General features: G+C 59.8%; 9 protein-coding genes and 1 pseudogene. 8 read left to right on the forward strand and 2 right to left on the reverse strand.

The features are described 5' to 3' along the window. Nucleotides 1-331: 331 nt before the first annotated feature. The gene (locus ACIOU6_RS03995; RefSeq protein ID WP_401134026.1) at nt 332-1,708 is read right to left on the reverse strand and encodes an L-serine ammonia-lyase; all 1,377 of its coding nucleotides are present in this window, start codon (nt 1,706-1,708) and stop codon (nt 332-334) included. 425 nt (nt 1,709-2,133) lie between these two features. Between ACIOU6_RS03995 and ACIOU6_RS04000 the strand changes: the two genes are divergently transcribed. The 3 genes from ACIOU6_RS04000 to choV all read left to right on the forward strand — a co-directional run bounded on the left by ACIOU6_RS04000 (nt 2,134) and on the right by choV (nt 5,168). Next, nucleotides 2,134-3,081 carry a choline ABC transporter substrate-binding protein gene (locus ACIOU6_RS04000; protein WP_221731182.1) on the forward strand — a complete coding sequence of 316 codons (948 nt, stop codon included), beginning with the start codon at nt 2,134-2,136 and terminating at the stop codon, nt 3,079-3,081. A 66-nt stretch (nt 3,082-3,147) separates the two neighbouring features. Further along, nucleotides 3,148-3,993: a choline ABC transporter permease subunit gene (choW, locus tag ACIOU6_RS04005; RefSeq protein ID WP_221731183.1), complete on the forward strand. Its 846-nt coding sequence runs from the start codon at nt 3,148-3,150 to the stop codon at nt 3,991-3,993. Then, entirely contained in the window at nt 3,990-5,168 is a 1,179-nt protein-coding gene (choV, locus tag ACIOU6_RS04010; protein WP_221731184.1) for a choline ABC transporter ATP-binding protein, read from the forward strand. The genes choW and choV overlap by 4 nt, the downstream gene beginning before the upstream one ends. A gap of 200 nt (nt 5,169-5,368) precedes the next feature. Here choV and ACIOU6_RS04015 read toward each other — a convergent pair whose 3' ends face one another. Further along, entirely contained in the window at nt 5,369-7,309 is a 1,941-nt protein-coding gene (locus ACIOU6_RS04015; protein WP_401134100.1) for a BCCT family transporter, read from the reverse strand. A gap of 484 nt (nt 7,310-7,793) precedes the next feature. Here ACIOU6_RS04015 and betI point away from each other — a divergent pair. From betI to ACIOU6_RS04040, 5 genes and pseudogenes are all read left to right on the forward strand, one after another. Continuing rightward, nucleotides 7,794-8,386: pseudogene (gene betI, locus ACIOU6_RS04020) on the forward strand (transcriptional regulator BetI). Between the two features lie 108 nt (nt 8,387-8,494). Continuing rightward, entirely contained in the window at nt 8,495-9,967 is a 1,473-nt protein-coding gene (gene betB, locus ACIOU6_RS04025) for a betaine-aldehyde dehydrogenase (protein WP_221731187.1), read from the forward strand. A 152-nt stretch (nt 9,968-10,119) separates the two neighbouring features. Continuing rightward, a complete protein-coding gene (gene betA / locus ACIOU6_RS04030; protein WP_401134030.1) occupies nt 10,120-11,823 on the forward strand; it encodes a choline dehydrogenase in 1,704 nt (567 codons plus the stop codon). 280 nt (nt 11,824-12,103) lie between these two features. Further along, nucleotides 12,104-13,546: a TldD/PmbA family protein gene (locus ACIOU6_RS04035; protein WP_401134033.1), complete on the forward strand. Its 1,443-nt coding sequence runs from the start codon at nt 12,104-12,106 to the stop codon at nt 13,544-13,546. Beyond that, nucleotides 13,546-14,883: a TldD/PmbA family protein gene (locus ACIOU6_RS04040; protein WP_221731190.1), complete on the forward strand. Its 1,338-nt coding sequence runs from the start codon at nt 13,546-13,548 to the stop codon at nt 14,881-14,883. The genes ACIOU6_RS04035 and ACIOU6_RS04040 overlap by 1 nt, the downstream gene beginning before the upstream one ends. Nucleotides 14,884-14,980 lie beyond the last annotated feature (97 nt).

Raw genomic sequence — 14,980 nt, forward strand, 5'->3', positions numbered from 1 at the left:
GAAGTGCCATCAGCGAGGGTGAAAGCTCTGCCCCGTTGCCTGTGAGCAGATCGGTATCACTTGTGGGAACGGGGCTGCGCGCCGTTGGCAAGGAGTGTCACCACAGGCACAGGTGACGGACGGTAGGGTGTGCTGATTGCCTGTTACAGGTGGGAAAGACTCTTATCTGATTGCGACGCGCTAAAAGGTGGCGTCTTGAATTATGCGTGTTCACTTAGCGAGCAGTTTTGACTGGTCTGGCCCTTCGCGAGCAGGCTCGCTCCCACATTTGGAATGCATGCTCCTGTGGGAGCGAGCCTGCTCGCGAAGAACTCACCTCGGTGTCACTGATTCAGCACTCAACCGCACTGACCGCCAAACCACCGCGCGAGGTCTCTTTATATTTGTCATGCATGTCGGCACCGGTATCACGCATGGTGCGGATCACCCGGTCCAGCGAGATGAAGTGCTGACCATCGCCACGCAACGCCATTTGCGCGGCGTTGATCGCCTTCACCGCCGCAATCGCATTGCGCTCAATGCATGGCACCTGGACGAGGCCGCCCACCGGATCGCAGGTCAAACCGAGGTTATGTTCCAGGCCAATTTCCGCCGCGTTGCACAATTGCTCAGGCGAAGCGCCAAGAATCTCCGCCAGCCCCGCCGCCGCCATCGCGCAGGCCGACCCGACCTCGCCCTGACAACCGACTTCGGCACCGGAAATCGACGCATTCTTCTTGCACAGAATCCCCACCGCCGCCGCCGCCAGAAAGTAGTCGACCACGTTGGCGTCGGTGACCGCTTCGCTGAACTTCATAAAGTAGTGCAGCACCGCCGGAATGATCCCCGCCGCACCGTTGGTCGGCGCCGTGACCATGCGCCCGCCCGCCGCGTTCTCTTCATTCACGGCAAGGGCGAACAGGTTGACCCACTCCATCGCGCTCAGCGTCGAGCCGATCACGTTGGGCTTGTTCAATTCCTGCAGGCTGCGATGCAACTTCGCCGCACGCCGACGAACATTCAATCCCCCGGGCAGGATGCCTTCGTGCTTGAGGCCTTGTTCGACGCAATCTTGCATCGCTCGCCAGAGTTTCATCAGCCCGGCGCGGATTTCCTCTTCGCTGCGCCAGACCTTTTCGTTGGCCATCATCAAGTCGGCGACGCGCAAGTTGTGTTGCTTGCACAGCGCCAACAACTCCACGGCACTGGAGAAGTCATAGGGCAGTTCGGTGCGATCCAGATCCATCACACCGCTGCAGGCTTGCGCCTCATCCACGACAAAGCCGCCACCGACCGAGTAATAGGTGTCGCGATGCAGGGTAGCGCCATCACCTTCGGCGATCAGCGTCATGGCATTGGGGTGGAAAGGCAGGTTCTCTTCGATCAGACGCATGTCCCGGGCCCAGACAAAGGGCACCGTCAGGCGACCGTCCAGCAAGAGCGTATCGGTTTCGCGTAGCGCCTGGATGCGCGGGCCAATCTGTGCGGGATCGATTGCATCAGGCCATTCGCCCATCAATCCCATGATCACCGCGTTGTCGCTGCCATGGCCGATACCCGTGGCCGACAGCGATCCATAAAGCTGAACTTCGACACGCCGAACGTCATCGAGCAGGGCCTTTTCTCGCAGGCTTTGCACGAACAGAGCAGCGGCGCGCATCGGGCCCACAGTATGGGAACTGGAAGGGCCAATGCCGATTTTAAACAGGTCGAAAACGCTGATTGCCATGGGCGAATATCTCAAGTTCAAACACGTCCCGACACGGCTGCGCCGGGCGGCGCAGCAGCTACGCTTGACGCCGGTATTCCCACATCTTCCGGTTTTTGCCGTAAGGTTGACGTCTGACACCGACGTAGTCTTGTCCACTAACGCCGTGTGTCGGTGAGGCTCTATCCACTCGCTTTTTGGTGGCCCAGGGAGCCGCCAATGGGTGGAAAAAAGCTGTAAGCGACGTTACCGACACTAGATGCGACCACGCCTGTACTGGATGCGACCCTACCTGTAGGCGTCGGATATGCACTGGTACATGATCATTTACGACTTGATTGCAAGGCTGCGTGTCAGAACACGTTTCACGCACCTACCGACCGCAACATTCATAAGTGCGGGTATCCCGTCGGAACACCGCCCAAAAAACACTCAGGAGTCCCCCCATGAAAGGTTCCCCCTCGTTGTTGTTGGCCGCCATGCTCAGTCTTCCTCTTCTGGCCCAGGCTTCAGAACCGGAACAATGCAGCACCGTCAACTTCTCCGATGTCGGCTGGACCGATATCACCGTGACAACCGCCACCACCAGCGTCGTACTCGACGCACTGGGGTACAAAACCAAGACCACCATGATTTCCGTACCGGTGACCTACAAGTCCCTGGCCGACGGCAAGAACATGGACATTTTCCTCGGCAACTGGATGCCGACCATGGAAAACGACATCAAGGCCTACCGCGATGCCGGTACCGTGGACGTCGTGCGCACCAACCTCAAGGGCGCCAAATACACCCTCGCTGTGCCGCAAGCCCTGTACGACAAAGGTCTGCATGACTTTGCCGACATCGCCAAATTCAAGAAAGAACTCGACGGCAAGATCTACGGCATCGAGCCTGGCAACGACGGCAACCGTCTGATCCAGAGCATGATCGACAAAAACGCTTTCGGCCTGAAAGACGCCGGTTTCAAAGTCGTGGAATCCAGCGAAGCGGGGATGCTGTCGCAGGTCGACCGCGCCCAGAGACGTGACACCTCTGTCGTGTTCCTGGGCTGGGCACCCCATCCGATGAACAAACGCTTTCACATTCAATACCTGACCGGGGGCGATGACTTCTTCGGCCCGGATTTCGGCGCCGCCACCGTGGCCACCAACACCCGCAAGGGCTATGTCGAAGAGTGCAGCAATGTCGGCCAGTTGCTGAAGAACCTGGAGTTCACCGTCGACATGGAAAGTGAGCTGATGGGCAATGTCCTCGACGACAAGATGAAGCCCGAAGCAGCAGCCAAAGCCTGGCTGAAAAAGAATCCACAGGTGCTCGATACCTGGCTCGCTGGCGTGACCACCATTGACGGTAAACCAGGCCTTGCGGCCGTGAAAGCCAAGCTCGCGCAGTAACCGCCTTATGCCGGGCGAGTGCGCTCGCCCGGACTGTTTATTCCTTGCATGCGGACGTTCACTACCATGCTGATTGATCAGAAAATACCTTTAGGCCAGTACATCGCGGGTTTCGTTGAATGGTTGACCGACCACGGCGCCAATACATTCGACGCAATCGCCGTGACACTGGAAACGATGATCCACGGCGTGACGTTTGCGCTCACCTGGTTCAACCCTTTTGTCTTGATCGGCCTCATCGCCGTGCTCGCCCATTTCATCCAGCGCAAATGGGGACTGACTGCTTTTGTGATTGCGTCCTTCCTGCTGATCCTCAATCTGGGGTACTGGCAGGAAACCATGGAAACCCTCGCCCAGGTCATGTTCGCGACCCTGGTCTGCGTGGTCATCGGCGTGCCGTTGGGCATCGTCGCCGCGCACAAACCGATGTTCTACACATTGATGCGTCCGGTTCTCGATCTGATGCAGACCGTACCCACCTTCGTTTACCTCATTCCTACCCTGACCCTCTTCGGGCTGGGCGTGGTGCCGGGCCTGATCTCCACGGTGGTGTTTGCCATCGCTGCGCCGATCCGCCTGACCTACCTGGGCATCCGCGATGTCCCGCAAGAACTGATGGACGCCGGCAAAGCCTTCGGCTGCTCGCGTCGCCAATTGCTTTCACGGATTGAGCTGCCTCACGCCATGCCGAGCATCGCTGCCGGCATCACCCAGTGCATCATGCTGTCGCTGTCGATGGTGGTGATCGCTGCACTGGTAGGCGCCGACGGACTCGGCAAACCGGTGGTCAACGCACTGAACACTGCTGATATCGCCCTGGGCTTCGAAGCAGGCCTGGCGATCGTACTGCTGGCGATCATGCTCGACCGTATCTGCAAACAGCCCGAAGCCAAAGCAGGGGGTGACGCATGAGCATCATTCGCTTCGAAGACGTCGACGTAATTTTCTCCAAGGACCCGCGCGAGGCACTCAAGCTGCTGGATGAGGGCATGACCCGCAACGAGATCCTGAAAAAGACCGGGCAGATCGTCGGCGTGGAAAAGGCCAGCCTCGACATCAACAAAGGCGAAATCTGCGTGCTGATGGGCCTGTCCGGCTCCGGCAAGTCGAGCCTGCTGCGTTGCATCAACGGCCTCAACACCGTGAGCCGCGGCAAGCTGTTCGTCGAACACGAAAATCGTCAGATCGATATCGCATCCTGCACCCCCGCCGAACTGAAAATGATGCGCACCAAACGCATCGCCATGGTGTTCCAGAAGTTCGCGCTGATGCCGTGGCTGACGGTTCGCGAGAACATCAGCTTTGGTCTGGAAATGCAGGGCCGACCGGAAAAGGAACGCAGGAAACTGGTCGACGAAAAACTGGAACTGGTAGGTTTGACCCAATGGCGCAACAAGAGGCCTGACGAACTCTCCGGCGGCATGCAGCAGCGCGTCGGCCTTGCTCGTGCACTGGCGATGGACGCCGACATTCTGCTGATGGACGAACCGTTTTCGGCACTCGACCCGCTGATCCGCCAAGGCCTGCAGGATGAACTGCTGGAACTGCAACGCAAGTTGAACAAGACCATCGTCTTCGTCAGCCACGACCTCGATGAGGCGCTGAAACTGGGCAGCCGCATCGCGATCATGAAGGACGGTCGCATCGTCCAGTACAGCGTGCCGGAAGAGATCGTGCTGAACCCGGCGGATGACTATGTGCGGACCTTCGTGGCGCACACCAATCCGCTCAACGTGCTGTGCGGGCGCAGCCTGATGCGCACGCTGGATAACTGCAAACGCATCAACGGTTCGGTGTGCCTGGACCCGGGCGACGACTCGTGGCTGGATCTGGCCGAGGGCAACACCATCAAAGGCGCGCGGCAGAACGGCTCGACACTCAACCTGCAGAACTGGGCACCGGGGCAAGCGGTTGAAGCGCTGGAGCGCAAACCGACGCTGGTGGACTCCAATATCGGCATGCGTGACGCCTTGCAGATTCGTTATCAGACCGGCAACAAACTGGTGCTGCACGATAACAATCAGGTCGTAGGAATTCTCGGTGACAGCGAGTTGTATCACGCGTTGCTGGGCAAGAACCTGGGGTAATAATCCCGGACACAAAAACGCCGCGAGAGGATCGCGGCGTTTTTGTTTATCAGGGAGTCAGGTCAAACCGTGTTGTGGCTGATGGCCCTTTCGCGAGCAAGCCCGCTCCCACAGTTGAAATGCATGCCAATGTGGGAGCGAGCCTGCTCGCGAAGAAGGCGACGCGGTGCTTCAGACAGAAACACCGCGCCACTTGCTGTTTAGCTGTACACCCGGCCAAGGAGCTGCCGATGGCTTTCAAACTGATCGAGCACATCCCGCGTGATCTGATCCTGCGTGAAGCCCATCAGGTCGTAATCCTGGCTGCCGCTTTGCAGATACACCTCCGCGCGGTAGAAACGCTGACGTGCCTCTTCAGACGCCACCGATTCGGTAGGGGTTGCGAGGTAACCGTCCAGACTCACTTCGTAAACGAAAGGGTTGCTCTCTTCCATCTCGATGCGCACGCCCATGCAGCGCTTGGATTTACCCAGCAGCGTTTGCACTTCCAGCCCCTGAGCACGCATTTGCGCAGCAGCGTTTTCCAGCGCAGGGCTGACTTGCTTGTCCATGAAACGCTGCACTACCGACTGGCTCGGTTGCAGGTCCAGCTGAGTCAGACGCTCGCTGAAACCCCGACGACCACGTTCGGCCAGTTGCGCTTGCTCCTCTTCGATCAGCACGTCCTGACGCATTGCCTTGTGCAGGCCGAACATGAAGAACACCAGCACCACCGAGAACGGCAGACCGGCCAGCACCACCATCGTTTGCATGGCTTCGAAGTTACCGGCGAACAGCAGACCGACGGTCACCAGAGTGATCACCACCGACCAGAAGATCCGCAGCCAATGCGGCGCATCTTCATCGACGTTGCCGCCCTTGCAGGACAGGTTGGCCATCATCACCGCACCAGAGTCGGCCGGGGTCAGGAACAGCACGAAACCAACGAAGATCGACACACCGATGACGATTTTCGACGCCGGATAGTGCTCAAGCAATTGATAGATCGCCATCGACGGCTGTTCCAGCGCCGTCTTCCCGAGCTCAACCGCCCCATGGTTCATCACCAGATCCAGCGCCGAGTTGCCGAAGATCGACAGCCAGGCCAGCGTGAAGCCCAGCGGAATCAGGAGCACGCCGGCGACCAGTTCACGCACGGTACGCCCACGGGAGATACGCGCGATGAACATGCCTACAAATGGCGCCCAGGAAATCCACCAGGCCCAGTAGAACAGCGTCCACAGGCCCAACCAGCGGTCAGACTTGGCGCTGTCGCCTTCATAGACGTACAGGTCGAACGTCTTCAGCACCGCGCCGTTGAGGTAGTCGCCGATGTTCTGCACAAAGCCGTTGAGCAAGTGCAACGTCGGGCCGAACAGCAGGACGAAAATCAGCAGACCGCTGAACAGCACGATGTTCAGGTTGGACAGACGACGGATACCGTTTTCCACACCGGACACGGCAGCGATGGTCGCCACGGTGCTCATCACGATGATCACGATCAGCAGGTTAGTGTTGCTGTGTTCCATGCCGAACAGGTTTTCAAGGCCCGAGGACACTTGCAGCGAACCAATCCCCAGGTTCGTCACCAGACCCAGCAGGGTCACGAACATGCCGAAGCCGTCCACCGCGTGACCGGCCGCGCCTTTGACCCAACGCTCGCCGACCAACGGATACAGCGCCGAACGCAGGGCCAGCGGTTGGTTATGACGGTAGGCAAAGTAAGCCACGGCCAGGCCGACCAATGCATAGATCGCCCAGCCGTGCAGGCCCCAGTGCAGGAACGTCAGTTGCACCGCCTGACGCGCCGCCATGTTGGTGGCGGCCACGCCTTCCGGCGGATTGAAGTAGTGATCCAGCGGCTCGGACGCGCCGAAATACAGCAGCGAAATACCGATACCCGACGAGAACAGCATCCCCGCCCAAGCGCCGTAACTGAAGTCCGGGGTGTCGTCCTTGCTGCCCAGTTTGAGTTTTCCGTAGGAGGAGAACGCCAGGCCCACCACAAACACCAGGTAAGCGGCGATCACCACCATGTAGTACCAGCCGAAGCTGCGCGACAACCACTCCTGAGCCACACCCAACACTCTGCCGGCCTCTTGCGGGGCGATGATCAGAATGGCGGTCAACAACAGAATCAACGCGGTAGAGGTGTAGAACACCCAACCGTTGACCGTCACCTTCTCGGGCGGGGTCTTTATAAGCGAGGCAGAACTCATGGCACAAATGCTCCAGGCAGTGCGAGAGAAGAACACAAGGCAACACGGCACCCGACCAATCGGTTAGTTGGCAGCCGACCGGCGGGTGATATAAAGACACCCCGAAAAAAGCCCGAACCTGCCGAAATGGCGTTGCGAATCGCTTTCGTGGCCGAAAGTCCGGACGTTCATCCGAAACCTGGCCCTGAGCGTCTTGCCCTTTCAACACGTCCATCGAACCGCGAACCGCGCCATGCCCCGCGCAGGTTTCGAGCTTTTTGGGGTGTCAGTTTTATCGCCACTTACATGTAGGAAAAATCTGTAGGCAGCGACGATTTGTCGCAGATCTTATTCTTTGTTGATTGAACGTTCAATCAAAACAAAATAGACTGGCCCTCAATCCGATAGGCGTTATTCGCCCGTCGGAAGGCCTAAGGAGATGTGCAAGATGCCCAAGGTCGGTATGCAACCCATCCGCCGCCAACAACTGATCGAAGCCACATTGCAGGCGGTCGATCAGGTCGGAATGGGGGACGCCAGCATTGCGCTGATCGCCCGTTTGGCCGGTGTCTCGAATGGCATCATCAGTCATTACTTTCAGGACAAGAACGGCCTGATTGCCGCCACGATGCGGTATCTGATGAACGTCCTCAGCGAGAACGTCACCGCACGCCGTCAGGCGTTGACAGACAGCAGCCCTCGGGCGCATCTGCAGGTGATCATCGAAGGCAACTTCGACGCCAGCCAGGTCAATGGCCGGCAATGAAAACCTGGCTGGCCTTTTGGGCCACCAGCATGCATCAGCCGTCTTTGCACAGGTTGCAGCGGATCAACGATCACCGTCTGTATTCCAACCTGTGCTGCGAGTTTCGCCGTGTGTTGCCGCTCGAAGAAGCGCGCAGTGCCGCGCGAGGACTGGCAGCGTTGATTGACGGTTTGTGGTTGCGCGGCGCGCTGTCAGGAGACGCTTTCGACACGGCGCAGGCGCAACAGATCGCTTACGAATACATGGATATCCAATTGGCCAAGCAGGTGAGTTAGAGCACACATAAAACGCTCGACCCCTGAACTGTCACCGACCAGTGATGCCACAGCTACATGGCTCACCCGGTGACCAACGCCAACCACCAATGCACTTGCGAGGACACTATGGCCCGTTTCGAACTGCAAAAACTCTACATCGATGGCGCGTATTCCGACGCCGGCAGCGATGCCACCTTCGAAGCCATCAACCCGGCTAACGGCGAAGTTCTCGCACAGGTGCAACGTGCGACCAAGGAAGACGTCGAGCGCGCGGTGGTCAGCGCCGAAAAGGGCCAGAAAATCTGGGCCGCGATGACCGCCATGGAGCGCTCGCGCATCCTGCGTCGTGCCGTCGACATCCTGCGCGAGCGCAACGATGAGCTGGCCGCACTGGAAACCCTGGACACTGGTAAAGCCTTCTCCGAAACCAAGTACGTCGACATCGTCACCGGCGCCGACGTGCTGGAATACTACGCAGGCTTGGTACCCGCCATCGAAGGCGAGCAGATCCCGCTGCGTGACACTTCTTTCGTCTACACCCGTCGCGAGCCGCTGGGCGTTGTGGCCGGTATCGGCGCGTGGAACTACCCGATCCAGATCGCGCTGTGGAAATCCGCTCCAGCCCTGGCGGCCGGTAACGCGATGATCTTCAAGCCAAGCGAAGTCACCTCGCTGACCACCCTGAAACTGGCCGAGATCTACACCGAAGCCGGCGTGCCGAATGGCGTGTTCAACGTTCTGACCGGCAGCGGCCGCGAAGTCGGCACCTGGCTGACCGAGCACCCGCGCATCGAGAAAATCTCGTTCACTGGCGGCACCGACACTGGCAAAAAAGTAATGGCCAGCGCTTCGGCATCCTCGCTCAAAGACGTGACCATGGAACTGGGCGGCAAATCCCCGCTGATCATCTTCGACGACGCCGATCTGGATCGCGCTGCCGACACCGCGATGATGGCCAACTTCTACAGCTCCGGTCAGGTCTGCACCAACGGCACTCGCGTGTTCGTACCGAGCCACCTCAAAGCCGCTTTCGAAGCCAAGATCCTTGAGCGCGTTGCGCGCATCCGCATCGGCAACCCGGAAGACGAAAACACCAACTTCGGCCCGCTGGTCAGCTTCCCGCACATGGAAAGCGTGCTCAGCTACATCGCCAAGGGCAAAGAAGAAGGTGCCCGCGTCCTGTGCGGCGGCGAGCGTCTGACCGACGGCGAATTCGCCAAAGGCGCGTTTGTTGCCCCAACCGTGTTCACCGACTGCACCGACGACATGACCATCGTGCGTGAAGAAATCTTTGGCCCGGTCATGGCGATCCTCTCCTACGAAACCGAAGAAGAAGTGATCCGCCGCGCCAACGACACCGACTTCGGCCTGGCTGCCGGTGTCGTCACCAAAGACCTGAACCGCGCTCACCGCGTGATTCATCAACTGGAAGCCGGTATTTGCTGGATCAACGCCTGGGGCGAGTCCGACGCAAAAATGCCGGTGGGCGGTTACAAGCAGTCGGGCGTGGGCCGTGAGAATGGCATCAGCTCGCTGAACAACTTCACTCGCATCAAATCGGTACAGGTCGAGCTGGGCGATTACGTCTCGGTGTTCTAAGACCGAGTCTTGTATTGCTCGCGAAGCCGCCTTCGCGAGCAAGCCCGCTCCCACAGGAGCCCACATTCCAAGGAGGGAGCGGGCTTGCTCGCAAATCGAGTGCGAAGCGCTCGTCAGGCCTGACCTGACCACATCTAAAGAGGGTGCATTCAATGTCCCAAGAATTCGATTACATCATCATCGGTGCCGGCTCGGCCGGTAACACCCTGGCGACCCGTCTGACTGAAGACGAAGGCGTCACCGTTCTGCTGCTTGAAGCGGGCGGCCCGGACTACCGTTTAGACTTCCGTACGCAAATGCCTGCCGCTCTGGCATTCCCGCTGCAAGGCCGTCGCTACAACTGGGCGTACGAAACCGATCCAGAGCCACACATGGACGGTCGCCGGATGGAATGCGGTCGCGGCAAAGGCCTCGGCGGTTCTTCGCTGATCAACGGCATGTGCTACATCCGTGGCAACGCGATGGACTACGATGGCTGGTCGAAACTGCCAGGTCTTGAGGACTGGTCGTACCTGGATTGCCTGCCCTATTTCAGAAAAGCAGAAACCAGGGATATCGGCCCGAACGACTACCACGGTGGCGAAGGCCCGGTCAGCGTGACCACGCCGAAGGCGGGCAACAACCCACTGTTCCACGCCATGGTTGAAGCGGGCGTGCAGGCCGGTTACCCGCGTACCGAAGACTTGAACGGTTACCAGCAGGAAGGTTTCGGCCCGATGGACCGCACCGTGACGCCGAACGGCCGTCGTGCTTCCACCGCCCGTGGCTACCTCGACACCGCTAAAAAGCGTTCGACCCTGACCATCGTCACCCACGCCCTGACCGACAAGATTCTGTTCGATGGCAAGCGTGCCGTTGGCGTGCGTTACCTGGTGGGCGACGCTGAAGAGCGTGTTGAAGCCAAAGCGCGCAAAGAAGTGCTGCTGTGCTCCGGCGCCATTGCTTCGCCACAGATTCTGCAACGTTCCGGCGTAGGCCCGGCGAAACTGCTGGAAAGCCTCGACATCCCGGTCGTACACGATCTGCCGGGCGTGGGCGAGAACCTGCAGGATCACCTGGAGCTGTACCTGCAATACGCATGCACCCAACCGGTTTCGCTGTACCCGTCACTGCTCTGGTACAACCAGCCAGCCATCGGTGCCGAGTGGCTCTTCAGCGGCACCGGCATCGGCGCCAGCAACCAGTTCGAGGCCGGCGGTTTCATCCGTTCGCGTCCGGAATTCGAATGGCCAAACATTCAGTACCACTTCCTGCCGGTCGCCATTAACTACAACGGCAGCAACGGTGTGAAAGAGCACGGTTTCCAGGCGCACATGGGTTCCATGCGTTCGCCAAGCCGTGGTCGCGTTCAGGCCAAGTCGAAAGACCCGCGCCAGCACCCGAGCATCCTGTTCAACTACATGGCCACCGAGCAGGACTGGCAGGAATTCCGTGACGGCATCCGCCTGACCCGCGAAATCATGCAGCAACCGGCACTGGACCAATACCGTGGCCGCGAAATCAGCCCGGGCATCGACGTGCAAACCGATGAGCAGTTGGACAAGTTCATCCGCGAGCACGCCGAAACCGCGTTCCACCCGTCCTGCTCGTGCAAGATGGGCACCGACGAAATGGCTGTGGTCGATGGCGAAGGTCGCGTGCACGGCATGCAGAGCCTGCGCGTGGTCGATGCTTCGATCATGCCGATCATCACCACCGGCAACCTGAACGCGCCGACGATCATGATGGCCGAGAAAATCGCCGACAAGATCCGTGGTCGCAAGCCATTGCCGCGTAGCACCGCCGCCTACTATGTAGCGGGCGATGCGCCGGTTAAGGGCAAGCCGATGCGTGATATCACGCCTGTTGCTCAGTAAGACATAACACCGCGTCACGGCTAATCGCTGGCAAGCCAGCTCCCACAGGGTTTTGCGTCGTTCACACCTATCGTGTTCAGCAAAAAACCTGTGGGAGCCTGGCTTGCCAGCGAAGGGGCCCTCACATTCCACGCAAACCCCTCTACGTCAAGTAATTCCTCCTACACCCCCTCTTCACTTGATCCTACCCCCACGCAGGCCTACTCTAGACCTCGCGCAACCGTTTCACCCCCTGCCCCACCGTCGCTGCACCGCAACTCCATAACAAGGAGGTTCCCGAATGTTCGATTTCCACCCCCAGCTCAAGCAGCGCTTCGCTGCCTTGCGCACGGGCGCTGATTTTTTTTCCCTGCGGTATGTTCGCGAATCCGGCCAGCACCTGTCGGTGCGCAAGAACGTTGCCGAACCGCCGAGCCTGAGCCGCGACGAAGGGGCAATGCTCACTGTGCGCGTCAATGGCGTCGAAGCGTATGCGGCGACCAACGACCTGTCGCAACAAGGCCTGCAAGCCGCCCTTGAGCGCGCCGAACAGCAAGCCCGGCGGCTCAAGCCCCACGCCTTGCTCGACCTGCGCGATCAACCGGTGTCCAGCGACCGCGCTGATTATTTTTCACCCAATCTCGAACAACCCTTCCCGTCCCTGAGCGACTGCTTTGAGCTGCTCAGCGCGGAGTCCGCCTCGGTGCCAAAGGATGAGCGCCTGGTGAATTGGGAAGTGAGCATCGGCATCACCCACGTCGAGCAGATCTACCTGAGCAGCGCCGGCGCCGAACTGCGCCAGGCCCAGCGTTTCGTCTACCCAAGCCTGGACGTCACCGCCTACGACGGTAACGACAGCCAGACTCGCAGCCTCGGTCGCGAGAACTTCGGCCAACAGGGCGGCGCCGACGTGATCAGCCGTTGCGGGCTGGTCGGCGCCGGCCCACAGGTGGCCGATCAGGCGCTGCAACTGCTGCTCGCACCGAACACCCCGCAAGGCCCGCGTGACCTGCTGCTGATGCCCGACCAGATGATGTTGCAGATCCACGAATCCATCGGCCACCCGCTGGAGCTGGATCGCATTCTCGGTGATGAGCGCAATTACGCCGGCACCAGTTTCGTCAAAGCGAGCGACTTCGGCAGCCTGCAATACGGTTCAAAACTGCTCAACGTGACGTTCGATCCGGGCATTCCCGAAGAGCTCGCCAGCTACGGCCATGACGACGACGGCACCCAGGCGAGCAAGCAATTTCTGATTCGCGATGGCCTGTTGCTGCGCCCATTGGGCGGTGCGCTGTCGCAATACCGCGCGGGCCTGGACGGTGTCGCCAACAGCCGCGCCTGCGGCTGGAACCGCGCGCCGATCGACCGTATGGCCAACCTCAACATCGAGCCGGGCGACCAGCCACTTGAGCAAATGATCAAGGGCATCGAGCACGGCATTCTGATGAGCACCAACCGTTCGTGGTCGATTGACGATGCGCGCAACAAATTCCAGTTCGGCTGTGAATGGGGCCAACTGATCGAAAACGGTGAACTCAAAGGCGTGGTGAAAAACCCCAACTACCGGGCGATTTCCGCGCACTTCTGGAAGAGCCTGCGCGCCGTCGGCGACGCCAACACCGTCAAGGTGCTGGGCACGCCGAACTGCGGCAAGGGCGAACCAAACCAGGTCATCCGCGTCGGCCATGCCTCGCCAGCCTGCGTTTTCAGCAACATTGATGTGTTTGGGGGAGACGCCTGATGAGCCTTTCGAAGAATCAGTCCGACGCCTTCAAGGTGATGGTCCATTGGCTGCGTGACAGCGTGCGCGAGCCAGAACAGTTCACCCTCAGCTATGCCGCCGAATCCTCGGCATTCGTGCGGTTCAACCACGCCAAGGTGCGTCAGGCCGGGCAAGTGCAACAGGCCAACATCGGGCTGAAGCTGGTCAATGACGGTCGTCACGCCGACCTGCAAATCACCCTGTCCGGTGATCAGGAAGCCGACCTGCAACGCCTCGCCGAAGGCTTGCAACAACTGCGCGAAACCCTGCCGCTGCTGCCGCAGGATCCGTACTTGCTACTCAACCACAACGGCTGGCAGAGCACGCATGTGCAGGAGCATCCGCTGCCGGACACCGAGCATGTGGTCGAACAAATCTGCGCAGCGGCCGAAGGCCTGGACCTGGTCGGCTTCTACGCCGCCGGTCCCATCAGCCGTGGTTTCGCCAGCTCCTCGGGCGCGTTCGGCTGGCACCAGGCGAACAGTTTCAACTTCGACTTCAGCCTGTTCCACGAGAATGGCGAAGCGGTGAAGGCCAGCTACGCCGGGCATGACTGGAGCCGCGAGGGTTTCGCCAAACGCTTCCAGCAGGCGCGCGAGCAATTGGCGTTTCTCGGCCGTCCGATACGCACCTTGGCGCCGGGACAGTACCGCGCCTACCTGGCACCGGCCGCGCTGGAAGAAATCATGGGCATGCTGAGCTGGGGCGGTTTCTCCGCGCAGTCGATCGCCAGCAAGAGCAGTCCGCTGCAAAAGCTGTATGTCGGCGATCAGGCGTTCAGTGCGCTGGTGTCACTGGATGAGAAAGTCAGCGACTCACTGAGCCCGGCGTTTTCCGGCGAAGGTTATCCGCGCAGTGATCTGCGCCTGATTGTCGAGGGCAAGGCGGGTGATCAGTTGGTCGGTTCGCGCAGTGCGGCCGAATACGGTTTGACCGCCAACGGTGCCAGTGGCGGCGAATCGCCGAGTGCGCTGAACATGGCGGCGGGTGATCTGCCGCAAGCGGAAATCCTCAAGCAGTTGGGCACAGGGCTGTACATCAGCAACCTGTGGTACCTGAACTTCTCGGACCAACCGGCGGCGCGCATGACGGGCATGACACGCTTCGCGACCTTCTGGGTCGAGAACGGCGAGATCCAGGCACCGGTCAGCACCATGCGTTTCGACGACAGCGCCTACAACCTGCTGGGTTCGCAACTGGAAGCGTTGACCGCCGAGCGTGAGTTGCTGCTCTCGTCGAGTACGTACAGCCAGCGCAATACCTCGTCGGCGTTGTTGCCGGGGGCGTTGGTGAGCCGACTGACCTTGACCCTGTAAGACAAAGATCCCCAGAACACTGGAGATCTACGGTGGGAGCGGGCTTGCTCGCCAATGCGATGTGTCAGTCGATATTGAGGGTGACTGATACACCGCA

Source organism: Pseudomonas sp. NPDC087615 (assembly GCF_044743445.1).
Taxonomy (GTDB): Bacteria; Pseudomonadota; Gammaproteobacteria; order Pseudomonadales; family Pseudomonadaceae; genus Aquipseudomonas; species Aquipseudomonas baetica_A.